The following is a 25,486-nucleotide window of genomic DNA, read 5'->3' as shown; positions in this document are numbered from 1 at the left end:
TCCTATCAATCCTCGAATAACGAAGCAATGTCTGAAGCAGGTGTCGGGTAAGCAAATCCAGTCTGTTGCATCGAAGTACTAGGGATCCGGTGTTGCATCGCAAACGAGAAATAGTTTGCGAGTTCCGCCGCATTGACACCAATGAAGTGTGCGCCTAGTACTTGATCATCTTCCCCCACGAGCACTTTCGCCCGAGCAAAATTATCCTTGATGCGTGCGTTCGTTTGCCAAGAGGACGTATCAATCAAGCGACCACGGTACGGAATACCTGCTTTTTTTAAGGAAACTTCCGTTTCACCGACGAGGGCAAGGTTCGGCGCAGTGAATACGACGCTAGGTACAGGGAGTAGTTCCAGTTTCCGGTTATTCCCTTCGAGCATGTTATCGGCAGCGAGTCGTCCTTCGGTTCCAGCAAACGGCGTCAACGCGGGATTCCCGCTGACAGCGACATCTCCTGCGGCATAGATATGTTCGACAGAAGACTGCAGGTACGCATTGACATGGATTCCTTTTTCATTATGGGAAACACCGATTTCTTCGAGTCCGAGTTGGTCGATACTTGCGACACGTCCAGTCGCATTCAAGACGACGTCCGTCTTCAACACGTCACCGTTCGATAAACGAAGTGATTCCTCTTCGTAAGCGACGACCTCTGCTTCTTTGATGATCGAGATGCCAAGTGCTTGCGTAGCATCGAGTAAGACATCGACGAGTTCACTCTCGAATTGTTTTAAGGGGTTAGAACGTAAAACAATCGTAACGTCTGCACCAGCAATCCGAGCAAGATGCGCGAACTCGAACGAGATGTACCCGCCACCAATACAGACGAGTCGACGTGGGAGGTCTTTTAGTTCCAAAAACTCATTACTCGTTATAAAACGTTCACTACCGGGTACAGATAACTCGCGAGGGCGTAAACCAGTTGCGATCAGGAATTGTTTCCCTTCGATTTCTTCTTCACCAATTTGGAGACGGTGTGAAGAGACGAAGCGGGGTTCGCCGTGGAAATAGTCGATGTCCGTTTCCTCGTATCGTTTTCGTGTTTGTTCCGGAATGGCGCGCGTGTATTCATTCTTGCGCTCCATCAACTGGCGCCAATCGATTGAAATTAATCCCTTTACGCCATATCCGAGCAAGCGCTCGACCGCATCCTTCGTCTCACTACCCGTCAGCAGAATTTTTTTAGCGTCACACCCACGTTGGGCACATGTGCCCCCTGGCGTGAAATTTTCAACGATGGCAACACGTAGTCCTTTTTCAGCAAATTTATAAGCCGCTTGATTTCCAGCGGAACCTGTTCCAATCACAATGCAATCATATGTACGCATTTTTCATCCTCCGTATGTCATAATCAATGTATGGTATTTACCCGAACGAATAAAACTAAAAACGGTGAAAGGAGACATTTATTTGGGACATCAAGAACATATCAAAGCGAAATTATCCCTTTTGCCTGATGAGCCGGGATGTTATCTACACAAAAATGAATTTGGTGAAGTCATTTATGTCGGAAAAGCAAAAAATCTCAAGAACCGTGTCCGTTCCTATTTCACAGGAGCACATGATATCAAGACGGAACGCCTCGTTGCGGAAGTTCGTGATTTTGAATACATTATTACAGCGAGTGAACTAGAAGCGTTATTGCTTGAGATGACGCTTATTAAGAAACATGATCCGAAGTACAATATCATGTTGAAGGATGACAAATCCTATCCTTATCTGAAGATTACGAATGAGACATATCCGCGCTTGATTACGACGCGTAAGTTGAAGAAGGATGGCGGACATTATTTTGGTCCTTACCCGAATGCATATGCAGCGAACGAAACGAAACGTCTGTTAGATCGTTTATATCCGCTACGCAAATGCCAGCCGATGCCGAAGAAGCTCTGTCTGTATTACCATATCGGTCAGTGTCTCGGTCCATGCGAAATCCCGAATCTCGAGTCGGAACAAAAAGCGCTCGTTTCGGAAATTCGACGTTTTTTGTCCGGAGACACGAAGGAACTCGTCGAAAGCTTGAAGCACAAGATGGCGGAAGCAGCTGAGACGATGGAATTCGAGCGTGCCGGAGAATTACGGGATCAGGTCCGAGCCATTGAGTCGATCATGAACAAGCAAAACATGATTACAGCAGATTTGACATCACGCGATGTATTCGGGATTCACGTTGATAAAGGCTGGATGTGTGTCCAAGTCTTCTTCCTCCGCGGCGGAAAGATGATTGAACGTGATGTCTCGCTCTTCCCAATCTACGGAACACCAGCAGAGGAACTCGAGAGTTTCATCGTCCAGTTCTATGAGAAGAACATCAAACCAAGTGAACTGTATGTACCACCACTCGTTAATCAACTTCTGCTCAAAGAGGCGCTCTCGATCAAAATTCATGTTCCGGTCCGAGGATCAAAACGGAAATTACTTGATTTAGCAACGAAAAATGCTGAAAACGCGATTTCGGAACGTTTCGAACTACTCGCGCGGGATGAGAAACGGACCGTTCAGGCAGTAGAAGAACTCGCTGATGCAATCAATGTTCATCCATTGTCCCGAATCGAGATCATCGATAATGCGAACATCCAAGGAGCGGATGCTGTTTCGGCGCTCGTCGTCTTTGAAGACGGTAAACCACTGAAAAAAGAATACCGGAAGTTCAAGATTCGGACGGTTCAAGGACCGGATGACTATGAATCGATGCGGGAAATCGTTCGTCGGCGTTATCGACGCTTGTTACTTGAGGGAGCGCGCCTTCCGGATCTCGTCCTGATTGATGGAGGAGTCGGACAGTTGAATGCTGCTTTAGAAGTCATTCAAGATGAACTCGGCCTATCCCTGCCGGTCGGCTCATTAAAAAAAGATGACAAACACCGGACGAGTCAGTTGTTGTTTGGAGAGGATGCGCGATTGATCGAACTCAGCCCTCGCTCAAGTGCATTTTATTTACTTCAGCGTATGCAAGATGAGGTCCACCGATTCGCGATCACATTCCACCGCTCGCTTCGTTCGAAAGGGATGACCCGTTCCTTGCTCGATGAGATACCAGGAGTCGGACCAAAACGACGCCAACAGCTGATCCGTCATTTCGGGTCGATGCGTAGTCTAAGACGTGCGACGATCGAACAGTTGGCTGAGGCAGGATTGCCTGTGAAATTAGCGGAAACCGTTGCTGAGTATTTAAGCCAAGCGAATGAAGAATGAAAAAAAGGCCGTCCTCGTGAAGAGAGCGGCTTTTTTTATGGCATTAGTTGTTGATGTACTTCTCGTAGTACGAACCGAAATCACGCTGGTTCCACTGATGGTAGTGACCTTGAAGCCACTCGAAGGATTGTTCAGACAACTCCTTGAATGTTTGCGGAACATTCATGTCGCCTTGGCGAAGACCACCGAGAATCGTGACCGAATGATTTAATGAGCTATTCGCGAACTCGAGCATCTTTTGTCCTTCGTATTGTTTTTCAGCGATGGCAAGTAATGTCTTATACAGATCCTTTACATGCTCCAGTTGTTTTTTATCAACGTCGATCGAATAATGTTTGCCACCAATCTCGAACTTGATCTCGACATCGAGGTCGACTGTTCCGGCCGTTTCGAACATGACGTGGCGAATTGGATAATGTGCATATGGATAGCGGTAGAGTACACGTTTTGAACTGACAGCACTTTCTCCATCAAGGTGAATCAAGGCTAAGTTCGTAAAGCAATACTCGTCAGATTTGGACTTGATCAAGAAATAGATTTTTTCGCCGTCTTCATGTAAAACATAATCGTCAGCGGCTGCCTTGTCGAAATCATCAGGATGAATGACTTGTCCGATATCACTGAATCCCGTTAAATCTGCTGCTAGTTTTTTGAACATGTAAAGTTCCTCCTCGCAATTTGTGTACGCATGATTTTACGATCACTTGCTACAAAAAGTTTCATGAATCTATTTCGATGTTGAAAATAAAGATTCCTGTCACATTCTATGTAAAGTTCGACCGATTGGTTCGAGTGGATCTTTTGGATCGATTTGGACCGTGATTTGAACAAACTCTTTACTCGTCTCAGCATATCCTTCCGCAACACATCCGTTAAAACGAGAAAACTGTTCAGCGAGGAAACCGGCTTCGAGTTGAAAGTAGCCTTGTGGCCGTTCATCTCTCGTCGTATCAGGAGGAGACAGTACGAACGAGATGACCGTTCCTTTACGTTTCTTGATTTCGAGCATTCCCCAACCGGCTTGTTCAAAGAATGAGGCCAATTCAGATTCATCCACGACAGGGAATTGACGCGCGAGACGTTTACCTGCCCAGTAGATGACTTGCCGATAATCCGATCCTAGAAGATCGGTTAACACATAATCCCGGATCAGTTCGATTCCGAAAAGTGGTGTTTGGTTTGGTGTAACATCCATCATGATTCACTCCTATCTGCCAACCATTATACCGAGATGATTCTAGCAGGTCATTGTTTTCCTGAAAAAATTTGCAGTTAAATGCAACGGCTCGGGTTGTCTTCTAAAAAGGACAGGAGTAGAATAAGTGATGAAAAGACGAATTTCCTTATGAAAGCGCTTTTCTACCAAAATGCGCCAACGGTTGATTGGCAAACAAAAGGGGGGATTTGGATGGCGAATCATCGTGATTTCGTGAGTCGTAAAATACACTCACTGCTCGGCGTCATTCCAATCGGGTTATTTTTACTTTCGCACTTAACGACGAACTACTTCATCGTACGTGGTGAGGAAGACTTCAATAAGGCCGCGGAATTTGTGGGGAGCGTTCCGTATCGATTGTTCTTAGAGATCTTTGTCATCTTCATTCCAATCATCTTGCATGGTGTCTACGGTGTTTACATCGCATTCACGGGTTCTGCGAACACAGGACGATATACATATTTCCGGAACTGGATGTATGTCTTGCAACGGTTTAGCGGAGTGTTCCTCGTCGTGTTCATCACATGGCACGTTTGGGAGACTCGGATTGCCGCTGCGATGGGAACAGAAGTTGATGCGAGCATGATGCAGAACATCGTCGATAACGGATTCATGTTAGCGTTCTATATCGTCGGGATCTTGGCAACGACATTCCACCTCGCGAACGGACTATGGACGTTCTGTATTACTTGGGGAATCACGCAGTCACCAGCATCTCAACGGGCGATGTCTTACGTGGCAGCACTCGTATTCATCGGTTTATCGTTTGTAGGCGTACGCTCGATCTTAACGTTTGCAGGCGTGTTGTAAGGAAAGGGGAACTGACAACATGGCGAACAAGAATCTTGTCATCATCGGCGGAGGGCTTGCCGGTCTGATGGCTACGATAAAAGCAGCAGAGCAAGGCGTACCAGTTAAGTTATTCTCACTCGTACCCGTCAAACGCTCACACTCTGTTTGTGCACAAGGTGGCATCAACGGAGCAGTCAATACGAAAGGGGAAGGGGATTCACCATATCAGCATTTCGATGACACGGTATACGGTGGAGACTTCCTCGCAAATCAACCACCTGTTCAAAAAATGGCGGAAGCAGCACCGAAGATCATCCATATGTTCGACCGCATGGGTGTCATGTTCAACCGGACACCGGAAGGGTTACTCGACTTCCGACGCTTCGGAGGAACGTTGCATCACCGGACGGCATACGCTGGAGCGACGACGGGGCAACAGTTATTGTACGCATTAGATGAACAGGTTCGTAAGTTCGAAGCGCAAGGTTTGGTAGAAAAATATGAAGGATGGGAATTCCTTCGTGCCATCATCGATGACAATGGCATCTGTCGTGGAGCGGTTTGTCAAAACCTCCGGACGATGGAAATCGAGGCATTTGCCGCGGATTCTGTCATCCTCGCGACAGGTGGTCCTGGGGTCATCTTCGGAAAATCGACGAACTCGGTTATCAACACAGGACAAGCGGCAGCAGCTGTCTATCGTCAAGGTGCGATCTATGCGAACGGTGAGTTCATCCAGATTCACCCGACAGCGATTCCTGGGGATGATAAATTACGTCTCATGAGTGAATCAGCACGTGGTGAGGGCGGTCGCGTCTGGACGTATAAAGACGGTAAACCTTGGTACTTCCTTGAAGAGAAATATCCGGCATACGGAAACCTTGTCCCACGAGATATCGCGACACGCGAGATTTTTGACGTCTGTGTCAATCAAAAACTCGGCGTCAACGGGGAGAACATGGTTTATCTTGATCTATCACATAAAGACGCAAAAGAACTCGACGTCAAACTCGGTGGAATCCTTGAAATCTACGAAAAGTTCGTCGGTGATGATCCACGAAAAGTACCGATGAAAATTTTCCCGGCTGTTCACTATTCAATGGGTGGACTATGGGTCGACTACGATCAGATGACGAATATTCCTGGACTATTCGCAGCAGGCGAATGTGATTATTCGATGCACGGAGGAAACCGTCTCGGAGCGAATTCACTTCTTTCTGCGGTATATGGCGGAATGGTCGCCGGACCGTCAGCGATCGCGTATATGAATGAACTTGAGACATCGGTTCATGAGATGAGCGAAGACGTCGTCGAAGCGCATAAGATCGAAGAAATCAATCGTTTTAACGATATCTTATCGATGGAAGGTACAGAAAACGCGTATCAGATCCACCGTGAACTTGGAGAAATCATGACGGATAATGTCACGGTCGTCCGTTATAACGATAAGCTCGAAGAGACACTCACGAAAATCAAGGAACTTCGTGATCGGTTCACGCGCATTTCGGCAACGGACACAGCACGTTGGAGTAACCAAGGAGCGTCGTTCATCCGTCAGCTCGATCACATGCTCGACCTAGCCGAAGCAATTACGCTCGGTGCCTTAAAACGTGACGAGAGTCGCGGGGCGCACTACAAACCGGACTTCCCGGAACGTAATGATGAACAGTTCTTGAAGACAACGATGGCTCGTTATACGAATGGTCATCCAGAAATCTTCTATGAAGATGTCGACACGTCGTTGATTCCACCGCGGAAACGCGACTACAGTAAGAAGTCGAAGAAAGAGGTGAAAGCATAATGGCGACACCACTCGAATCATCTACTACGCAAAAATCGGTTCAATTCATCGTTCAACGTCAAGATGGACCTGATGGTAAACCGTATGATGAAGCGTTTGAAATTCCGTACCGTCCGAACATGAACGTCATCTCTGCTTTAATGGAGATTCGTCGTAATCCTGTGAATGCAGCCGGTGAAAAAACGACACCGATCAACTGGGATATGGGTTGTCTAGAAGAAGTATGTGGCGCTTGTTCCATGGTCATCAACGGTACACCACGTCAATCGTGTACGGCACTCGTCGATAAACTCGAACAACCGATCCGCCTTCAACCGATGCAGACATTCCCAATCGTTCGTGACCTTCAAGTCGACCGTCAGCGCATGTTTGATGCGTTGAAAAAGGTTAAAGCATGGGTCCCGATCGATGGAACGTACGACTTAGGTCCAGGACCACGGATGCCAGAGAACAAACGTCAATGGGCATATGAGTTATCGAAATGTATGACATGTGGCGTGTGTCTCGAAGCATGTCCGAACGTCAACGATCGTTCGACGTTCATCGGGCCAGCATCGATCTCACAAGTTCGTCTATTCAACTCGCATCCAACAGGTGCCTTCCATAAGGAAGAACGTCTTGAAGCGTTGATGGAAGATGGCGGGATCATGCAGTGTGGTAATGCTCAAAACTGTGTCGAGGTTTGTCCGAAAGGCATTCCGCTGACGACTTCGATCGCAGCGATGAACCGTCAGACGACACTTCACTCATTCAAGAAGTTCTTCGGTAGTGACGAAGGACGGACAGGTGAAGCAGTTAGTTCATAAGTTATTAAAGAAGGAGCTTGCTCCTTCTTTTTTCATTCAGACAGGAGGAACCGATTGTGCGCGTACCAGCTTATATTCCAGAACTCGAATCATGGCTTGAACAAATGAAACATGGAACACGACTCGACGTCGCTGTTCGTTTTGCAGAGACGGATGCCTATGGTCATATGAATAACCGGGTACCGTTCGTCTATTTCGAGGACGTTCGGACATTGATGTTAGAGGAGACCGGATACTCGCTTGCAGAAGACGGGATCATCGTCGTTGCGGATGCCCAGTGTAATTACATTCGCCAAGTGTATCCACGGACACGTCTCGCCGTCTATGCGTACCCAGTACATGTCGGAAGTGCATCGTGTGACGTCCATTATGCGGCATTTGATGAGCAGGGTGAACTGATGTTCACAGGACGGACATCGATGGTACAAATCAATCGTGCCGGGAAAGCATTCCCATGGAGTGAGACATATAAAAATTCCTTGCAGAATCGATTCGAATCCGTTATCATTTGATAATGAGTTCACATATTCGAAAACGACTCACTAGTACGTTATTAGTGAAGGGAGATTTCTTAATCATGGAAAAAACATTCAAAGTCATCGCGGATTCAGGCATTCACGCTCGTCCCGCTACTCAGCTCGTCAACACAGCTTCTAAATTCCAATCAGACATCAACTTGGAATACAACGGAAAGACTGTCAACTTGAAGTCAATCATGGGTGTTCTTTCACTCGGAATCGCGAAAGATTCAGATATCAAAATCGTTGCAAACGGTGACGATGCTTCTGAAGCAATCACGACTCTTTCAGATATGCTGACTAGCGAAGGTCTTGCTCAGTAATCCTGTAATCGTACATTCTCGGACGCCGGTCTTGCACCGTCGTCCTTTTTTGTTACCATAAGATTGAGAGAAAGAGGTGGAGAAGAGTGAATCGAGCGATTGGAGTACTGGATTCCGGAGTCGGTGGATTGACGGTCGCACGTGAATTGATGCGACAGTTGCCCCATGAGCGAATCATCTATGTCGGGGATACACTACGTTGTCCGTATGGTCCGCGTCCAGAAGAAGAGATTCGTGAGTTTACGTGGGAGATGATTGATTATCTCGTACAACAAGATGTGAAATTGATCGTGATCGCCTGTAATACAGCTACAGCTGTCGTCTTAAAAGAAGCGCGAGAACGTTTAAATATACCTGTCATCGGTGTCATCGATCCGGGTGCCCGTGCAGCAGTCAAGGTGACACGTACGAAACGAATCGGTGTCATCGGAACGAAGATGACGATTACAAGTAATTCCTACGAGAAGGCGTTACGACATGTCGAAGGACAAGTTGTCGTTGAATCGTTAGCGTGCCCGCCATTCGTTCCGCTCGTCGAGTCAATGCAGACGGATGGCGCATACGTCGAACGTGTCGTTGCGAATACGCTACGACCTTTAATGAATTACGATATGGATACACTAATACTCGGGTGCACCCATTATCCGCTCTTAGCAGATGTCATTGGACGGGTCATCGGACCAGGCGTTCAACTCATCTCTTCAGGGGATGAAACCGCACTCGAAGTAGCAGCACTACTTGATTACAACACGATTTCAGCAGATGTGACACAAATACCAGAACATCGTTATTACGCGACAGGCGATATCCGCTCATTTGACCAAATTGCAACGGACTGGCTCGATCAGCCCATTCATGCGGAGCGCATCGTCCTTGGAACGGAGGAAGATTAAATGCGGAGAGACCAACGAACGGCGGACGATCTCCGTCCAGTACAGTTATCAGTTGACATCAATAAACACGCGGAAGGTTCGATTTTGATTGAACTGGGTGATACGAAAGTCCTCTGCACGGCGACCGTCGAGGAAAGGGTACCACCATTTCTACGTGGAAAACGCCAAGGCTGGATCAATGCGGAATATTCGATGTTACCGCGGGCAACCGCTCAGCGGACTGCACGAGAAGCCGTTCGCGGCAAACAGACGGGGCGGACGATGGAAATCCAACGTCTCATTAGCCGATCGCTTCGAGCGGTCGTCGATTTAGAAAAACTTGGTGAACGGACGATCTGGATCGATTGTGACGTCATTCAAGCTGATGGCGGAACACGAACAGCATCGATCACCGGTGGATTTTTAGCACTCGTTCGAGCTATCGATCAACTGATTCAAGCGGGAAAATTGACCGATACACCAATCAAAGAGGGTATCGCCGCCATCTCAGTTGGAATCGTCGAATCGAATGCCTTACTTGATTTATGCTACGAAGAGGATGCTGCAGCTGAAGTCGACTTCAATCTCGTCATGACCTCATCCGGTAAAATCGTCGAGATGCAAGCAACAGGAGAAGAGTCGACCTTTTCCCGTCAAGAGATGCTCGAAATGGTCGAACTTGGGGAAAAAGGTATTAAGGAACTGATTGAAGCCGGTCGCGACGCACTCGGTGTTTCGTGGTGGTATGTAGGAGAAGAAGTGGGGGAACATAAATGAAAGTCATCGTCGCAACACATAACGCTGGTAAAGTGAAGGAACTCGAAAGCATGCTTGGGCGTCTCGGCTATACAGTCGAGTCGTTACTCGATCATGCGGATGCTAAAGAAACGGATGAGACAGGTGAAACATTCGAGGAAAATGCACTCTTAAAAGCAACAGAAGCAGCAGCCTACTTTGGTCACGCAGTACTTGCTGACGATTCAGGTCTTGAAGTCGATGCTTTAGATGGCGCTCCAGGTGTCTACTCGGCACGCTTCGCGGGTCTTGAAAAGTCGGATGCAGCGAACAACGCTCTACTACTTGAAAAGTTAGAAGGTGTTCCGGAAGAGGAGCGGACGGCACGCTTCGTTTGTGTACTCGCGCTAGCAAAACCAACAGGCGAAACATTGACGGTACGCGGAACAATGGAAGGGCGAATCGGTTTTGAAGCAACGGGATCGAACGGTTTCGGTTATGACCCATTGTTCGTCACGGCAAGTGGACAAACGGCTGCTGAGTTGACGAAAGAAGAAAAAGCGATGATCAGTCATCGTGGCAATGCATTGCGCAAGCTCGAACAGGACTTAACTACTTTCCTAGGAGTGTGATGAAAATGAGAGCGTTGATCGTTAGTGATAGCCATGGACTAGAACAAGAACTGCTTACGATATTCGAACGGCATCAGGACGTGGATTTGGCTTTTCATTGTGGAGACTCTCAATTGACGCGCGACATTGAATCGTTATATCCATATCGTGTTGTACGGGGGAACTGTGATTATGGACACGATTTCCCGGAAGAAGTCACGTCGGAAATGGACGAGCATAAGGTCCTCTGTGTCCACGGACATCGTCAGGACGTCAAATATAGCCTAGATGTCTTGCAACATCATGCGAACGAAAAGCAAGCTGATATCGTTTTGTATGGTCATTCTCATGTTGCGAAGGCGGAGTATCGGGATGGTGTGTTATTCATCAATCCAGGATCGATTCGGATGCCACGCCATCGTCCAGACAAGACGTATGCGATTCTTGAAGTAGAACAAGACCGCTATTCTGTCGATTTTCTTGACGTGAACGGGGATCGCGTCAATGCACTTCACCTCGACGGAACATTTTTGTAATAAAATAAATGCAATCTTTGTAATGTGATTGACACGAAAGAATTGTTCTAGTATAGTTTATTCGTGTTGACACGTCCCAATAGCTCAGCAGGATAGAGCAACGGCCTTCTAAGCCGTCGGTCGGGGGTTCGAATCCCTCTTGGGACGCTATAATTAAAATAGAGACTGCCCTTACGAGGGCGGTCTCTTTTTTTTATTTCAATTTTCGTTTATAATTAAGGTATCATGAACTCGAAAGGGATGAAAGCGATGTGGAAGAAAGTTGGTACAGTCCTGTTACTCAGTACGTTTCTTGTAGGGTGTAGTGAGATTTCAAATACAGTTGATGATGCAAAACAACAGGTCAACGATGTGAAAAATAGTGTCGATTATGCTGGAGAACTTCAAGGGATTGCGAAAGATACGGCACAAGTCACGTCCGACTTATCTTCTTCTTTGAATGAAGCGGCTGCGAAAGCACGCGAATCCACGAATCCGGAGCAAGCGCTCGACCAACAAGTCGAAAAGTTAAAGGAAAACGGAACGATTGATCAGTTCAATCAAGAGCTGGACCAAATCGACCAACGATTGGCGGGACTTGAAAATCCACCGCAAGAGTTACAAAATTTAAGTGCAAAGCTCGAGCAGTTCGTGAATCAATCAGAAGATATCACACGACTTCTTGAAACAGACGTCTCTCTCGATACATTAAATCGTCTTGGCATCGAACAAGCAGGGAAATTACAAGAGGCAATCACGAACTGGACATCATTGCTTGATCCATTCACAAACTGAACAGTGAATTAAAAGGAGTGTCGGAAAATGGGGACATCCCGCTGGATGGAACACGAATTAGAAGCGGAACGAGTGCGCATCCTCCGTTTGCCCGCATCTGAACAGGAACGGCTGGTCAAGGAATTAGAGACTGACCAATTGACAGGAGAAGACGTATTATACCGACTCTATGTCATTCAACCGCTATTACTACATGACCGTGAACGATACGAAACTGTAGCAGAACGTTTTCTTGAAGTCGAGGGTGTGGAGCAAGTGCTCGCACTCTTTCTTTATGAACTCGGAGAACGGTATCCAATGAAGCTCGCTCTACGCTCGGCGTCACCGTATCTGCCGTATGGACTTGCGCTTCGGTTAGACGAGATCAAACAGCGGATGACGGTGCGAGAGCAAAAGACGACACCGGTTCAAAAAAACAATGTTACTCAGAGTACTGTAACTTCCGGAACGGCGTTGATGCATGTGTTGCAACATGGAAGCTGGGTCGAACAAATGCGCCATTTGGCTGGTGCTGAATTCGAACGGACACCTGCGCTCTTTGACTACATCACACACAAGTATCTTCGTGCTCAGGATACAGAACATCAAAGCCTACTCGTCATCGATCAGTTATTAGGAAGTGTGATTGAGCATCTGTCCTATCCGGCAGACATTTATGTGCCACATTTAGATGTACACTGGACGATCTCGACGCGTCAAGATTTAGAAGAAGTGCTGATTGCGCATCAACAGGAACAACAAGCGTTACTCGCATCGATGCATACATTAGAAAAAATGGATCCTTTTCGAGCCTTGCTCGTCTTACGTTCGGACCAGTTGATTCATCTTGAAGAACGAGAAGCAATCGGGTCGGATATGGAGAAGTGGCTTCTCGCATGCGAAGAACTAGCCGGTCTGTCGTTTGAAAAAGAAGAGCCGGAACGTGACTTGAGTCCGCTAGCGAAGCGATTATATCAAGGGGTGCATATCCTCTATCCGGAAGTCATCGCATTCGAGCAGATTTACTTCGATTGAGACATCTGGAAACGATTCGTTCAACAGTGGTAATCGTCAGAACGATTGTGCTATAATGTGACTTGTTGTACACACATGTACGCTAATTGACAATTTTGGAGGGACTCAGCATGACTGCAAAATGGGAAAAACAATCAGGTAGCCTCGGCGTCCTCACGTATGAAGCGCCTGCTGAAGCATTTGATAAAGCGGTAGACCAAGCGTTCAAGAAAGTCGTTAAGACTTTGAACACACCAGGTTTCCGTAAAGGAAAAATGCCACGCGCAATGTTCAACAAAATGTACGGTGAAGAAGCACTGTACCAAGATGCACTCGATATCCTTTATAAGGACACAATCGAAGGTGCAGTCGTCGAATCAGGAATCGAGCCAATCGCGCTTGAAAACATCGACGTTGAAACACTCGAAAAAGGCAAGCCAGTCGAATTCAAAATCACGTTCGTCATCGAGCCAGAAGCTACACTCGGTGAGTACAAAGGTCTTGAGTACACAGCAGTTGAAACGAACGTTACTGACGAAGACGTCGACGCTGAACTCAAAACATTGCAAGAACGCGGTGCAGAACTCGTCGTTAAAGAAGATGGCGTCATCGAGAATGGCGATACAGTCGTATTCGACTTCGCAGGTTTCGATGGGGAAAACCAATTCGACGGCGGAACTGCTGAGAACTACTCACTCGTTATCGGTTCTGGAAACTTCATTCCTGGATTCGAAGAGCAAATGGTCGGTTTAAAAACTGGCGAGCAAAAAGATCTTGAAGTGACATTCCCAGAGGAATACCACGAAGCATCACTCGCTGGAAAACCAGTTACATTCAAAGTAACAATCCATGAAGTCAAAGCGCAAGAGCTCCCTGAATTGACAGATGAGTTCGCAAAAGAGATGGATGAAGAAGTTTCTTCCCTCGACGAGTTGAAAACAAAAATCCGTACGCGTCTCGAAAACACACGCAAACAAGAAGCTGATGCTTCAATGCGCGATGAGTTAGTCGAAGCGGCTACGAAAAACGCGACAGTTGATCTTCCAGAAGTCATGGTCGAAAACGAAGTCGAGCGTATGGTTCAAGAGTTCACACAACGTATTCAATCACAAGGCATCGACCTCAACATGTACTTCCAGTTGACTGGAACGACAGAAGAGGCAATGCGTTCTGAAATGAAAGAGCAAGCGGAAGAGCGTGTTAAAGCACGTCTCGTCCTTAAGCAAATCGTTGCTGACGAAAAAATCGAAGTAACAGACGAAGAAACACAAACTGAACTTCAATCAATGTCAGAACTCTACAACATCCCTGCAGATCAACTTGAAACGATGCTTGCACCACAAGGTGGTCTTGAAACGCTTAAAGGCGATCTTCAATTCCGTAAAGCTATCGATGTTCTCGTCGACAACGCAAAAGCAAAATAAGCCATTTCATGGTTTTCGATCGACTTCAAGCCCAATTTCTGGTCTTGGAGTCGATTTTTTTGTACGATAGGTCAAACAAGGACAAACAATCCTTGGTTCAGGACATCAAACTGTAAATCGTTCGTCCAGGATTTGAAAGACTTTCCTTGTTCATGCTACAATCATAAATAGTAAAACGTGAGACGGGATGCTACAGGCATCCATACAATTTCCACGTTAAAGGGGTGGACCTTTATGTTTAAATTCAACGAAGAAAAAGGTCAGCTAAAATGTTCTTTCTGTGGAAAGACACAAGAACAAGTACGCAAACTTGTTGCTGGACCTGGCGTTTACATTTGCGACGAGTGTATCGAACTCTGCAATGAAATCGTAGAGGAAGAACTCGGTACAGAAGAAGAAGTCGAGCTGAAGAATGTTCCAAAACCGCATGAAATTCGTACGACACTTGACGATTATGTCATCGGTCAAGAAAAAGCGAAAAAATCGTTATCTGTAGCGATGTATAATCACTACAAACGAATCAATGCTGGTGGTCGCGCAGATGATGTCGAGCTCTCAAAATCAAACATCGTCATGATCGGTCCAACAGGTAGCGGTAAGACACTTCTTGCCCAAACGATGGCACGTATCTTAAACGTACCGTTTGCGATTGCAGATGCAACAAGTTTGACGGAAGCCGGTTATGTCGGTGAAGACGTCGAGAACATCCTGTTGAAACTCATCCAAGCAGCGGACTATGATGTCGAGAAGGCTGAAAAAGGAATCATCTACATTGATGAGATCGATAAGATCGCTCGTAAATCAGAAAATCCGTCAATTACACGTGATGTTTCTGGTGAGGGTGTTCAACAAGCCTTGCTGAAGATTTTGGAAGGAACTGTTGCAAGTGTACCGCCACAAGGTGGACGCAAACATCCGCATCAAGAATTCATCCAAATCGATACGACGAACATCTTGTTCATCGTTGGTGGAGCATTCGATGGTATCGATCAGTCGATCAAACGTCGTCTCGGTAAAAAAGTCATCGGCTTCGGAAACGATTCAGAGAACCGTAACCTCACACAAAAAGAAATTCTAGCAGCCGCATTGCCAGAAGATCTTCAAAAGTTTGGTTTGATTCCTGAGTTCATCGGTCGTTTGCCAGTCATGGCAACACTCGAGCCACTCGATGAAGAGGCACTCGTTCAAATCTTGACGAAACCGAAAAACGCCCTCGTGAAACAATATAAGAAAATGCTTCAACTTGATGATGTCGAACTCGACTTCACGGAAGATGCACTTCTTGAGATTGCGAAGCTCGCAATCGAACGTAAAACAGGTGCGCGTGGTCTTCGTTCAATCATCGAAGAAACTATGCTAGATATCATGTTCGAAATTCCATCGCGTGAAGACATCGCGAAAGTCATCATTACAGCAGAAACGTTGACTGGTAAGCGCGGTCCAACGCTTGAGTTGAAAGATGGTACAATTGAACATGGGAAAGAAAAAGAAACGGCGTAACACCGTGACAAATCGGCTCGGAGGCTACTTGTACGCCTTTCCGAGTCTTTTTGTTTAGGAGGAATTCGAATGAAGAAAAAACAATATCCACTTTTACCGTTACGCGGTGTCGTCGCGTATCCGTTGATCGGATTGACGATTGATGTCGGGCGTCCGGTATCCTTAAAAGCCTTACTTGCATCAAAGGAACACGAGATCGATCTCGTCGTCGTCACGCAACGTGATCCAGAAGCAGAGCCGTCTGTCGACGGGTTGCATCAGGTCGGTACACTTGTTCAAATCGCGAAGATGAGTGAACTTGGGAATGATACAGTTCGTGTTCGTGTTATCGGGAAGGAACGCGTCCGGATTGAAAACGTTGAGGAGACGGACGAAGGATATCAAGCAGTCATCGAACCAATCGAGAAGATGGACATCAAAGGGGCGAAACAAGAAGCGCTCGTTCGTCTAATTAAAGAACAGTTCGGTCAACTCGTCTCTCGTATCAAAGGCATCGGAACAGATGAGCGTCGTCGGTTCGAGACCTATGAACGTCTCGACTCATTGACGGACTATATCACGTCGAAGTTACCGATCGATATCTCGAAGAAACAGGAGTTCCTCGAACAACAGGATCCGGTCGAACGGGGATTGATGTTGCTTGACGTCATGAAACATGAATATGAAGTCGTCGAACTCGAACGTGAGATGCGTGAACGGACGAAGAAGACGATTGAACAATCGCAACGCGAGTATTACTTGCGGGAACAATTGAAGACGATTCAACAGGAACTCGGTGGCGAGTCGGCATCCGTTGAAAGCGATGCGACGAAATACCGGGAGCAACTGTCCATGCTTGATTTACCGGAAACGACGGTTGCGAACGTCGAGAAGGAAATCAGTCGTTTAGCTGTCGTACCGGCGACAAGTCCCGAACATGGTGTCATCCGCAACTATCTCGAATGGTTCTTCTCGTTACCGTGGAACGAAGCAACCGATGATTTCTTGAACGTTTCAGCAGCTTCGGAACAGCTCGAAAAGGATCATTACGGTCTAGAAAAGGTCAAAGAACGAATTCTTGAGTATCTCGCTGTTCGTCAATTGACGGATTCGCTACGGGGTCCGATTCTCTGTCTTTCTGGTCCTCCGGGGGTCGGGAAAACGTCGCTTGCTCGCTCCATCGCAACAGCGCTCGAGCGGAAGTTTGTCCGCGTCTCACTTGGTGGCGTGCGCGATGAAGCGGAGATCCGTGGACATCGCCGGACGTATATCGGTGCGATGCCAGGTCGAATCATCCGCGGTTTAAAACAAGCAGGAACGAATAACCCGGTCTTCTTACTGGATGAGATTGATAAGATGTCAAATGACTTCCGTGGTGACCCATCGTCCGCGATGCTTGAAGTTCTTGATCCGGAACAAAACAACAGCTTCTCCGATCACTACATCGAAGAACCGTTCGATTTATCAAATGTCCTCTTTATTGCGACAGCAAATGATGTCTCGAACATCCCAGGACCTTTGCTCGACCGAATGGAACTGATTCAGATTGGTGGCTATACGGAACAAGAGAAGACGGAAATTGCCGTTCGTCATCTATTATCGAAGCAACTTGCTGAACACGGTCTGAAAAAGAGTCAATTGACAGTCAAAGCAGACGCGCTAGAAGAAGTCGTTCGTCGTTATACACGAGAAGCCGGTGTCCGTAATCTTGAACGTGTCCTCGGCTCACTTTGCCGGAAAGCAGCAAAACAAATCGCGATGGGTGAGAAGAAGCGGGTGACGGTGACGAAGCGTAATCTAGATGATTTCTTAGGTAAACCGATCTACCGTTATGGTCAAGGCGAGCTAGAAGATATGATTGGCGCAGTGACTGGTTTAGCGTATACTGCTTTTGGGGGCGATACGTTGACGATCGAAGTCAGTCTTGCTCCGGGTAAAGGGAAACTGCAGTTAACCGGGAAACTCGGTGACGTCATGCAAGAGTCCGCTCAGACTGCGTACAGCTTCGTCCGAGCAAATGCGACGTCCCTTGGCATCGAACCGAACTTCTACGAAACGCAAGACATCCACATCCACGTCCCTGAAGGTGCTGTACCAAAAGATGGTCCATCTGCTGGTATTACACTAGCAACAGCACTGATTTCCGCCTTGACGAAGCGTCCGGTTCGCCGGGACGTCGGCATGACAGGTGAAATCACACTACGTGGACGGGTCTTACCGATCGGTGGACTAAAGGAAAAGTCACTCGCAGCACATCGTGCGGGCTTGACGACCGTTCTTCTACCGCAAGATAATACGCGGGACATCGATGATATCCCGGAAAGCGTCCGCGCAGGAATGGAATTCATTCCGGTTGCGACGATGGAGCAAGTGCTCGAACATGCATTAAAAGGAGAGTAACATGAAAATTTATAAAGCTGATTTTATTACGAGTGGTGTTAATCCGGAGCATTATCCGGAGCCATTGTTGCCAGAAGTGGCACTCGCAGGGCGATCGAATGTCGGAAAGTCCTCTTTCATCAATAAACTGGTTCAGCGAAAAGCACTCGCGCGGACATCTTCGAAACCAGGTAAAACGCAAACCTTGAACTTCTTTAACATCAATGATGAAGTCATGTTCGTTGATGTACCGGGTTACGGGTATGCGAAAGTCTCGAAGACGGAGCGTGAAGCGTGGGGCAAGATGATGGAGAAGTACTTCACACAACGTGAAATCCTCAAAGGTGTCGTACAGCTCGTCGACATCCGACACGATCCGTCTGCGGATGACGTGACGATGTACGATTTCTTGAAGTATTACGATCTACCGGTCATCGTCGTTGCAACAAAACTCGATAAAATCAAAAAGAGTCAACGTGATAAACATATCGCGGCAATCAAACGTAAATTGCAATTTGATGGTCAAGATACCTTAATTCCTTTCTCGTCTGAGACAGGAGAAGGCGTCGATGCCGCATGGGAAGCGATTTATCGTCTTCTGTAAAAAACGAAACGTTTTGTTCTCCTACAATAGGAGAGCAGGACGTTTTTTTATGAGGGTTAAAGTAATCTAAAAATAGTATCTAATTATTTCCTTACAACATTTTTGATTTCCATTATATGAACATCATTTGATTCACGTTACAATGATAGGAACAAATTGTTCTAGTGGGAGGCTATGCCAATATGAGGCGTTATAAATGGACGTTCGCAATCGTCGTCTTACTCATTCTGACACCATTTGCCATTTGGTTCTTGAAGCAGGAAAAGACATTAAACATTGCGCTATTTGATTACACGAACGGAACGGAAGAGCGAGAGCATGCCGGAACGACGTGGTTATTGAATCACTTAAAGATCCGAAATACGCAAGGGCAAGATTATACGTATTCGGACTACATCAACCGTTATGATGGTACACAAGGTAAAAAAATGTTACAACAAGCCTCTAAAGCAGATGTGCTGTTGTTTACGGATACGTACGGAAAATCATATGACGTCAACGGGAAAAAAGAACATCGTGGTGGCTTGACGACAGAAGACGTCGAGCTCGCAACTGAAGCGATTTCGCAAGGGAAAACCGTTGTGGCGGAATTTAATACAGCAGCAAGTCCGACGTCAGTCGAGCGGTCCAATGCGTTTCGACAATTATTCGGGACGGCTTGGACAGGATGGATCGGTCGATTTTTCCCAGATTTAACAAAACTGCAAGGTCTTGAGAAAAACGTCGTAGCTCAATTAAAAACACAAGCGAAAGAAAAAGAGTTCAAACTATCAGGTCCGGGTTATGTTTTTATTAATGATTCGACCGAAAAAGCTTTTTTCGTCAATGATGACACTCCTTTACTTTACAAGTGGGATCAAAATAAGGGGAATGCAAAAGATGAGGTCCGTTATAACTACTGGTTCGAGATTCTTGAACTAGATGGCGGGAAACAACAAGCGCATTTCTCTTGGAACCCTTCGAAACAGACACAAGCAATGCTTCGAAAATACCAGTTGCCGCTTGAGTTTCCAGCGTATGTCACGCAAGGAAGTGGTCACTATTTTGCTGGTGATTATACGGACGTCGCGGATATCCCACGTTATTATCGATACAGTGGTCTCGATTGGTTCCGCAAACAGTTCATCCTCGATAGTGCGGAAAGTGAATCGGCGTTCTTCTGGAAGATTTACGCCCCGACGCTGACGCGGATTCTTGAGGATACGAAACGGATCTCGACACAAACTGCGAAGGTCAAACCACTTTCAAAAACGAAGGTCGGTAACCAAGAGTTGCGGACCCGAGCTCGTGAAGGACAGGACACACTTGAGATGTATCAAGATGGTGAATGGAAGCCGTACTTCGTTAAGGGTGTCAACATTGGACTTGGTCGACCAGGTGCATTTCCTGGGGAACATGCCATCAGCCGAAACGAATATGATCGTTGGTTGAAGGAAATCGGAGCGATGGGGGTCAATACGATTCGTGTGTACACGTTGCACCCTCCTGCTTTTTACGATGCATTAAAAGCTTACAACGAACAGGCGAAACAACCGATTTATCTCATGCAAGGCATGTGGGTCGAAGAGAAGCCGTTCGAGGAACTAAAAAATGCATTCGATCCAAAGTTCATGAAGATGACAGATACGGAAGCAAAACGAATGGTTGATGTCATTCATGGAAACGCAGTCGTTAAAGAAGTTGTTGGTCATGCTTCCGGAACATATACTTCAGACGTCTCGCAATACGTTTCAGCATTCGTCTTCGGAATCGAATGGTTACCGGAAGCTGTCGTTGAAACAAATAAAAAGAACAAAGGAACACGTTTCGAAGGACAATACGTAACGACGACGAAAGAAGCGTCTCCTTTCGAATCGTGGTTAGCAGGTCGGATGGATACGGCGACTGCACACGAAATCAAAGAGTACGGTACAACACGACCAATCGGTTCGACGAACTGGCCGACGACGGATCCGTTGAAACACCCAAAAGAGATTGAGGAAGAACAGGACCTCGTCTCCATTGATTTCAATCACTTAAAAGCAACGAAGGATTTCCCGGGTGGCTTGTTCGCGTCTTACCACATCTATCCGTACTATCCTTCGTTCATCAAGGAAGAGTACAGTCAAAAAACGGACAAAGGATCTGAATCGTATGCCCGTTACTTGAAGAAGATGAAGGATTATCATGATATGCCGCTACTTGTATCAGAATTCGGAATTCCGAGTTCTCGCGGGAAGACGCACCTCGGACCAAATGGTTTCGATCAAGGGCATGTCAGTGAGAAGAAACAAGGCGAACTCGTCGCACAACTCTATCAAGACATTAAAGACGTCAAAACAGCCGGTGGACTCGTCTTCATCTGGCAAGATGAATGGTTCAAGCGGACGTGGAACACGATGGATTATGATGATGCCAATACGCGTCCCCGTTGGTCGAATGTCCAGACGAGCGAACAACATTTCGGTATGCTTGGTTTCCTACGTTCAGATATCGTCATTGACGGGAAATTGGATGATTGGAAAGGGTATGCACCAGTCGCTGAAAATAAGGATCAAGCGATATATATGACATCCGACGAAGCCTATCTCTATTTGCGTATCGACCGGAAAAAAGCAGAGCCGACGACACTTGCGCTATCGACGAAACCAAACGATGGGAATACGAAAGTCGGTCCGCTGATGCTTGATGAAGGAGCGGAATATCGCCTGACGATCGATCAGAAGGCGCGCATCGATGTCGATGCTCGTTATGATATCTTCCGTTATCACTATGGTCTCAAGATGCCGTTTGAGATGGTAAAACCACCGTCTGATCAAAAAGACAGCGGTAAGTTCGTTCCAATTTATCAAATGCTCGATTATGCAAGACGCGACCCGGTGACGAAAAAAATCGTCAAACCAGCCGTAAAGTGGGACACGGGTGTTCTACATGAAGGAGAACCAGACGATATCTTGACAGATATCTCAGATATCACGAAACCAACCGTAGAGCTCCGTATTCCATGGATGGTCTTGAATATGCGAGACCCTAGTAAACATGAAATCATCGGTGACTTCTGGAAAGATGGATTAGAAGCGAAGATGATTACGGAAGGAATCGAAGTCACAGGTCAAGTCGGTGAGACACGTATCCCTGAAAAAGATCGTGGTTTCTACAACTGGGCAGAGTGGACGAATCCGCAACAGCGAGAAGAACTGAAACCTGTCTATCGGACGATGAAAAAAGCATTCACTGAGGGAGGAAATTAAATGCGACGTGAAGAGATGTGGAAATTAATCAATCAGTCGTTTGAATCAACAAGTCAAGATCGTGAGGTCAGTTCGACGATTGAATGGACGGAAGAAACCGTCCGGCAATCGTCGACGAATACCTTGTTCGTGCACACAGTCGGACAAATGCCGGAGGCGGTCAACGGATTGATTGAAGAGGGATGGTGCGTGCGGACGGACATTTCTTATGCCGATGTCGTTCTCGCAAGCGAACCTGTCATCGAGGAACGAATTCCCGTCGTGTATTTTAATACAGAGACTTCTTTCTATGGTTTAGAAAATGCGCGAGAAATTCTACCGGCGACACTATCGCGGGAGCTTGTCCTTGACCGGCTAGCGCGTTATAAAAAAATCCATTATATCGCGGATGTCGTCGTCGTAACGGAAGATCCGCATATCCGTCGGATGATGGAACGGGAACTGACGGAACGCTTCGAACGGTTCGTAACATTCGAACGAGCAGAGACATTCCTTGACGAGTACGTAGCATCCCGTCCGTACTTACTCGTGTTTACGTCAGCATTACCACGAGCAGATGGGCTGGAATTACTACTGCGAGCAAAACATCAGAGTGTCGCACCGTTCCAATCGATGATGATTTCGATGTACAACCGTGAACGCGATCATGTTCTTGCGATTGACCGAGGTGTTGATTACATTATGACCCTTCCGTTAAAAATCGAAGAATTCCGCGCGTGGATCCGAAAAGTTGAGGATGGCCGATGATGCAGGCGATTCTAGTATTTATCGTTGTACTCGTTTTCTTACAAGGTGGAGCATTGGTCTATCTCGTCGTTCAAAAACGAAAACGTGCCAACCGCGAGCATGCCCGTAGCGATTGGCAACTTGTCTTTCGAGATGACATCTACGACTATGCGACAGGTGAACGTCAGGACATGCCGACGGTTCAAAAAGGAAACGAGGATTTAGCTGAGCTTGAGCTCTTCGCACTGTCTAACTTGACGGCAACACCGGCACATCTCGAACGAGTGCAAGCTTTTGTCGCTGCTAATATGCAAGCCTATTACGAACAACAATTGAAGCATCGCCGGATTGACCGTCGCTTGAACGCTTATGAGGCCGTCTCTCAATTCCGTTTGGTAGCAGTCGCACCGATGATTCATGCGCGTTGGGGAAACACGATTGAAAAAGAAGAGAGCGATGTCATCGTTCGGACCCTCGTCTCACTATCACCGCAAGATGCGATCGCCATCGCCAAGCAAGAAAATGGGATTAGTTTCTTCGGTGCGATTCTTGCGGTTGGTCGTAGTCAAGACTTAGAGGAGTGGGTGGCTGCGTTCGAAGAATTGACACTGTCCTTTAAGTTAGCAATCCTTCAGTTGATCTTTGACCGCGATGAGACACGTTATATCGCACTCGTTCGTGACAAGACGACAGATGAAAATCCAGAAATCCGAAAACGTGCCCTTCGTGCGCTCACGCGAATCGGGCTTGAGGAGGACTGGAAGTTATATGTGCCTTACTTGGAAGAAGAATCAAGTTGGGTTGAGCAAATGCTTGCCCTTCGTTTCTTAGAACATGTCGTTCCAGCCGATGCGATACCAGCGATCTTGCCGTTTGTCGGTAGTCGATCGTGGTGGGTCCGGACGGCTGCCTTTGATGCGCTGCTTGCTTGTGGCGGGATCGAACAATTGGCGAAAGTATCAAGTACACATCCCGACCGCTATGCACGTCAAAAAGCTACAGAACGGTTGGCAAAGGAGATGAAGCATCATGTCGTCTGAGACAATCCAAGCCATTATTGAAGTCCTTTCATGGACAGTGTTGATTTATATGTTACTCGTCATCGTATTCTATTCGATGCTTTACCTGATTTCAGCTCAAATGGTGCGACGGCAACGCTTCCGTCGGAAAGAGAGCTCTTACTTGCCACTGATGCGCTCTCTCTATACACGACCGGTCAGTATCCTTGTTCCAGCGTACAATGAGGAATATACGATCGTCTCGAGTGTCCAAGCTTTGCTAGCACTTGACTATCCGGAGCATGAAGTCATCGTCATCAATGATGGTTCAAAGGACGGAACGATGGACGAATTGTTCCGATCGTATGAGCTGGAGAAGGAAATCCGCTATCCGCGGATTCTAATTGGTTCGAAGCCGGTCAAACAAGTCTACCGTTCGCGGATCGATAGTCGTTTAATCGTTATCGATAAAGAGAATGGTGGAAAGGCAGATGCCTTGAATGCCGGTATCGACCATTCCAGTTATCCGTATTTCTGCTCGCTTGACGCGGATTCGATTTTAGAGCGGGATGCCCTATTAAAAGTCATGAAACCGATCGTCGAGTCCGACGAAGAGGTCGTCGCGACATGTGGTTCAATCTTCCTCGTCAATGGCTGTACGATTGAAGGTGGCGAAATCGTCGAGATTCGGACACCAAAACAACGGATTGTCTTGATGCAGATGATTGAATATTTCCGAGCATTCTTATTTGGTCGCCTTGGACTTAGCCGTTTCAACATCTTATTGATTGTCTCTGGTGCGTTCGGTCTGTTCCAAAAGAACATCGTTGTCCAAGCAGGTGGGTATAAGGAAGGACTTGTCGGTGAGGACATGGAACTTGTCGTTCGTTTGCACCGATACATGAAGGAAAATAAACTCGATAAACGCATCGAGTACGTTCCGGCACCAGTCTGTTGGACGCAAGCTCCGGAGTCAATGGAAGTGTTGCGGTCGCAACGAACACGTTGGCACCGTGGGCTAGCTGAGACACTCTGGACGCATAAGCGCATGATCGGTAATCCGAAATATGGTTCTGTTGGTGGCGTTTCGATGCTATATTTCTTTTTGATTGAATTACTCGGACCTATTGTTGAACTGATGGGATATTTCATTATTCCGCTCAACCTGCTCGTCGGGACGCTTAACTTTGAATTTGGTATCGTCTTATTGGTCGTCGCCTTACTCTATGGTTCCTTATTATCAGCAGGTGCCGTATTATTGGAAGAGTGGACGATGCACCGATTCAAGAATGTCAAAGAATTGATTCGGTTGTATTTATGGTCCTTGACCGAGTCGTTCTGGTACCGTCCGATTTTAGTCTTCTTCAAACTAGGGGGATTGATTCAATTCTTGACTGGTCGAGGAAACTGGGGACAGATGGAGCGCCAACGCCTCGAAGACGTCACCGAGGAAAAAGTCGGCTGACGAATAGGT

General features: G+C 46.8%; 23 protein-coding genes and 1 tRNA gene. 21 read left to right on the top strand and 3 right to left on the bottom strand.

Annotation, left to right across the window (positions count from 1 at the left end):
* Window positions 1-5: 5 nt before the first annotated feature.
* Complete coding sequence (locus VJ374_RS11705; RefSeq protein WP_290785286.1) at window positions 6-1,328, bottom strand: dihydrolipoyl dehydrogenase family protein; 1,323 nt, start codon at window positions 1,326-1,328, stop codon at window positions 6-8.
* Between the two features lie 82 nt (window positions 1,329-1,410).
* On the opposite strand from VJ374_RS11705, the gene uvrC reads away from it, so the two are divergent.
* Window positions 1,411-3,195, top strand: coding sequence for an excinuclease ABC subunit UvrC (uvrC, locus tag VJ374_RS11700; protein ID WP_056062620.1), 1,785 nt, complete (start codon window positions 1,411-1,413; stop codon window positions 3,193-3,195).
* A 43-nt stretch (window positions 3,196-3,238) separates the two neighbouring features.
* On the opposite strand, the gene VJ374_RS11695 is transcribed toward uvrC, so the two are convergent.
* Both VJ374_RS11695 and VJ374_RS11690 read right to left on the bottom strand, forming a co-directional pair.
* Window positions 3,239-3,853, bottom strand: a complete 615-nt coding sequence (locus tag VJ374_RS11695; RefSeq protein WP_023468990.1) for a PH domain-containing protein — start codon at window positions 3,851-3,853, stop codon at window positions 3,239-3,241.
* A gap of 99 nt (window positions 3,854-3,952) precedes the next feature.
* Window positions 3,953-4,390, bottom strand: a complete 438-nt coding sequence (locus VJ374_RS11690) for a YslB family protein (RefSeq protein WP_035406382.1) — start codon at window positions 4,388-4,390, stop codon at window positions 3,953-3,955.
* 213 nt (window positions 4,391-4,603) lie between these two features.
* Between VJ374_RS11690 and VJ374_RS11685 the strand changes: the two genes are divergently transcribed.
* From VJ374_RS11685 to VJ374_RS11590, 20 genes are all read left to right on the top strand, one after another.
* Complete coding sequence (locus VJ374_RS11685; protein WP_035406385.1) at window positions 4,604-5,221, top strand: succinate dehydrogenase cytochrome b558 subunit; 618 nt, start codon at window positions 4,604-4,606, stop codon at window positions 5,219-5,221.
* A gap of 19 nt (window positions 5,222-5,240) precedes the next feature.
* A complete protein-coding gene (sdhA, locus tag VJ374_RS11680) occupies window positions 5,241-7,004 on the top strand; it encodes a succinate dehydrogenase flavoprotein subunit (RefSeq protein WP_023468987.1) in 1,764 nt (587 codons plus the stop codon).
* Complete coding sequence (gene sdhB, locus VJ374_RS11675; protein WP_023468986.1) at window positions 7,004-7,810, top strand: succinate dehydrogenase iron-sulfur subunit; 807 nt, start codon at window positions 7,004-7,006, stop codon at window positions 7,808-7,810. The genes sdhA and sdhB overlap by 1 nt, the downstream gene beginning before the upstream one ends.
* A 56-nt stretch (window positions 7,811-7,866) precedes the next feature.
* The gene (locus VJ374_RS11670) at window positions 7,867-8,322 is read left to right on the top strand and encodes an acyl-CoA thioesterase (protein ID WP_035406388.1); all 456 of its coding nucleotides are present in this window, start codon (window positions 7,867-7,869) and stop codon (window positions 8,320-8,322) included.
* 65 nt (window positions 8,323-8,387) lie between these two features.
* Window positions 8,388-8,651: a phosphocarrier protein HPr gene (locus VJ374_RS11665; protein ID WP_012371023.1), complete on the top strand. Its 264-nt coding sequence runs from the start codon at window positions 8,388-8,390 to the stop codon at window positions 8,649-8,651.
* Window positions 8,652-8,737: 86 nt separating this feature from the next.
* The gene (racE, locus tag VJ374_RS11660; protein WP_238237474.1) at window positions 8,738-9,544 is read left to right on the top strand and encodes a glutamate racemase; all 807 of its coding nucleotides are present in this window, start codon (window positions 8,738-8,740) and stop codon (window positions 9,542-9,544) included.
* Window positions 9,545-10,300 carry a ribonuclease PH gene (gene rph, locus VJ374_RS11655; RefSeq protein ID WP_329468841.1) on the top strand — a complete coding sequence of 252 codons (756 nt, stop codon included), beginning with the start codon at window positions 9,545-9,547 and terminating at the stop codon, window positions 10,298-10,300. It abuts the gene before it with no gap.
* On the top strand, window positions 10,297-10,890 hold the full coding sequence (locus tag VJ374_RS11650; protein WP_035406397.1) for an XTP/dITP diphosphatase: 594 nt from the start codon (window positions 10,297-10,299) through the stop codon (window positions 10,888-10,890). Before rph ends, VJ374_RS11650 begins: the two co-directional genes overlap by 4 nt.
* Before the next feature lie 5 nt (window positions 10,891-10,895).
* The gene (locus tag VJ374_RS11645; RefSeq protein ID WP_056062607.1) at window positions 10,896-11,405 is read left to right on the top strand and encodes a metallophosphoesterase family protein; all 510 of its coding nucleotides are present in this window, start codon (window positions 10,896-10,898) and stop codon (window positions 11,403-11,405) included.
* 73 nt (window positions 11,406-11,478) lie between these two features.
* A tRNA-Arg gene (locus VJ374_RS11640) sits at window positions 11,479-11,552 on the top strand.
* A gap of 102 nt (window positions 11,553-11,654) precedes the next feature.
* On the top strand, window positions 11,655-12,179 hold the full coding sequence (locus tag VJ374_RS11635; RefSeq protein ID WP_231496831.1) for a hypothetical protein: 525 nt from the start codon (window positions 11,655-11,657) through the stop codon (window positions 12,177-12,179).
* 45 nt (window positions 12,180-12,224) lie between these two features.
* Entirely contained in the window at window positions 12,225-13,193 is a 969-nt protein-coding gene (locus VJ374_RS11630) for a hypothetical protein (RefSeq protein WP_329468840.1), read from the top strand.
* A gap of 110 nt (window positions 13,194-13,303) precedes the next feature.
* A complete protein-coding gene (gene tig, locus VJ374_RS11625) occupies window positions 13,304-14,596 on the top strand; it encodes a trigger factor (protein ID WP_023468978.1) in 1,293 nt (430 codons plus the stop codon).
* Between the two features lie 234 nt (window positions 14,597-14,830).
* Window positions 14,831-16,096, top strand: coding sequence for an ATP-dependent protease ATP-binding subunit ClpX (clpX, locus tag VJ374_RS11620; protein ID WP_023468977.1), 1,266 nt, complete (start codon window positions 14,831-14,833; stop codon window positions 16,094-16,096).
* 69 nt (window positions 16,097-16,165) lie between these two features.
* Complete coding sequence (lon, locus tag VJ374_RS11615) at window positions 16,166-18,475, top strand: endopeptidase La (protein WP_035406409.1); 2,310 nt, start codon at window positions 16,166-16,168, stop codon at window positions 18,473-18,475.
* Window position 18,476: 1 nt separating this feature from the next.
* On the top strand, window positions 18,477-19,058 hold the full coding sequence (gene yihA / locus VJ374_RS11610) for a ribosome biogenesis GTP-binding protein YihA/YsxC (protein ID WP_023468975.1): 582 nt from the start codon (window positions 18,477-18,479) through the stop codon (window positions 19,056-19,058).
* Window positions 19,059-19,240: 182 nt separating this feature from the next.
* Complete coding sequence (locus tag VJ374_RS11605; protein ID WP_329468838.1) at window positions 19,241-22,288, top strand: hypothetical protein; 3,048 nt, start codon at window positions 19,241-19,243, stop codon at window positions 22,286-22,288.
* Window positions 22,289-23,035: a response regulator gene (locus VJ374_RS11600; protein ID WP_329468837.1), complete on the top strand. Its 747-nt coding sequence runs from the start codon at window positions 22,289-22,291 to the stop codon at window positions 23,033-23,035.
* Entirely contained in the window at window positions 23,035-24,054 is a 1,020-nt protein-coding gene (locus VJ374_RS11595) for a HEAT repeat domain-containing protein (protein WP_313585995.1), read from the top strand. The genes VJ374_RS11600 and VJ374_RS11595 overlap by 1 nt, the downstream gene beginning before the upstream one ends.
* Window positions 24,044-25,477, top strand: coding sequence for a glycosyltransferase family 2 protein (locus tag VJ374_RS11590; RefSeq protein WP_329468836.1), 1,434 nt, complete (start codon window positions 24,044-24,046; stop codon window positions 25,475-25,477). Before VJ374_RS11595 ends, VJ374_RS11590 begins: the two co-directional genes overlap by 11 nt.
* Window positions 25,478-25,486 lie beyond the last annotated feature (9 nt).

Origin of the sequence: Exiguobacterium sp. 9-2, from assembly GCF_036287235.1 — a bacterium.
In the GTDB taxonomy this organism is placed as follows: domain Bacteria; phylum Bacillota; class Bacilli; order Exiguobacteriales; family Exiguobacteriaceae; genus Exiguobacterium_A.
This window is presented reverse-complemented; position numbering and strand designations above follow the sequence as displayed.

What these genes read in the sequence shown, in the direction of transcription:
- VJ374_RS11595 (WP_313585995.1), top strand. Translation starts at nt 23,035, where the DNA reads ATGCAGGCGATTCTAGTATTTATCGTTGTACTCGTTTTCTTACAAGGT.
- clpX (WP_023468977.1), top strand. Translation starts at nt 14,831, where the DNA reads ATGTTTAAATTCAACGAAGAAAAAGGTCAGCTAAAATGTTCTTTCTGT.
- VJ374_RS11650 (WP_035406397.1), top strand. Translation starts at nt 10,297, where the DNA reads ATGAAAGTCATCGTCGCAACACATAACGCTGGTAAAGTGAAGGAACTC.
- VJ374_RS11705 (WP_290785286.1), bottom strand. Translation starts at nt 1,328, where the DNA reads ATGCGTACATATGATTGCATTGTGATTGGAACAGGTTCCGCTGGAAAT.
- yihA (WP_023468975.1), top strand. Translation starts at nt 18,477, where the DNA reads ATGAAAATTTATAAAGCTGATTTTATTACGAGTGGTGTTAATCCGGAG.
- VJ374_RS11690 (WP_035406382.1), bottom strand. Translation starts at nt 4,390, where the DNA reads ATGGATGTTACACCAAACCAAACACCACTTTTCGGAATCGAACTGATC.
- VJ374_RS11645 (WP_056062607.1), top strand. Translation starts at nt 10,896, where the DNA reads ATGAGAGCGTTGATCGTTAGTGATAGCCATGGACTAGAACAAGAACTG.
- VJ374_RS11635 (WP_231496831.1), top strand. Translation starts at nt 11,655, where the DNA reads ATGTGGAAGAAAGTTGGTACAGTCCTGTTACTCAGTACGTTTCTTGTA.
- VJ374_RS11600 (WP_329468837.1), top strand. Translation starts at nt 22,289, where the DNA reads ATGCGACGTGAAGAGATGTGGAAATTAATCAATCAGTCGTTTGAATCA.
- sdhA (WP_023468987.1), top strand. Translation starts at nt 5,241, where the DNA reads ATGGCGAACAAGAATCTTGTCATCATCGGCGGAGGGCTTGCCGGTCTG.
- VJ374_RS11605 (WP_329468838.1), top strand. Translation starts at nt 19,241, where the DNA reads ATGAGGCGTTATAAATGGACGTTCGCAATCGTCGTCTTACTCATTCTG.
- VJ374_RS11695 (WP_023468990.1), bottom strand. Translation starts at nt 3,853, where the DNA reads ATGTTCAAAAAACTAGCAGCAGATTTAACGGGATTCAGTGATATCGGA.
- tig (WP_023468978.1), top strand. Translation starts at nt 13,304, where the DNA reads ATGACTGCAAAATGGGAAAAACAATCAGGTAGCCTCGGCGTCCTCACG.
- rph (WP_329468841.1), top strand. Translation starts at nt 9,545, where the DNA reads ATGCGGAGAGACCAACGAACGGCGGACGATCTCCGTCCAGTACAGTTA.
- VJ374_RS11590 (WP_329468836.1), top strand. Translation starts at nt 24,044, where the DNA reads ATGTCGTCTGAGACAATCCAAGCCATTATTGAAGTCCTTTCATGGACA.
- VJ374_RS11630 (WP_329468840.1), top strand. Translation starts at nt 12,225, where the DNA reads ATGGAACACGAATTAGAAGCGGAACGAGTGCGCATCCTCCGTTTGCCC.
- VJ374_RS11665 (WP_012371023.1), top strand. Translation starts at nt 8,388, where the DNA reads ATGGAAAAAACATTCAAAGTCATCGCGGATTCAGGCATTCACGCTCGT.
- VJ374_RS11685 (WP_035406385.1), top strand. Translation starts at nt 4,604, where the DNA reads ATGGCGAATCATCGTGATTTCGTGAGTCGTAAAATACACTCACTGCTC.
- lon (WP_035406409.1), top strand. Translation starts at nt 16,166, where the DNA reads ATGAAGAAAAAACAATATCCACTTTTACCGTTACGCGGTGTCGTCGCG.
- sdhB (WP_023468986.1), top strand. Translation starts at nt 7,004, where the DNA reads ATGGCGACACCACTCGAATCATCTACTACGCAAAAATCGGTTCAATTC.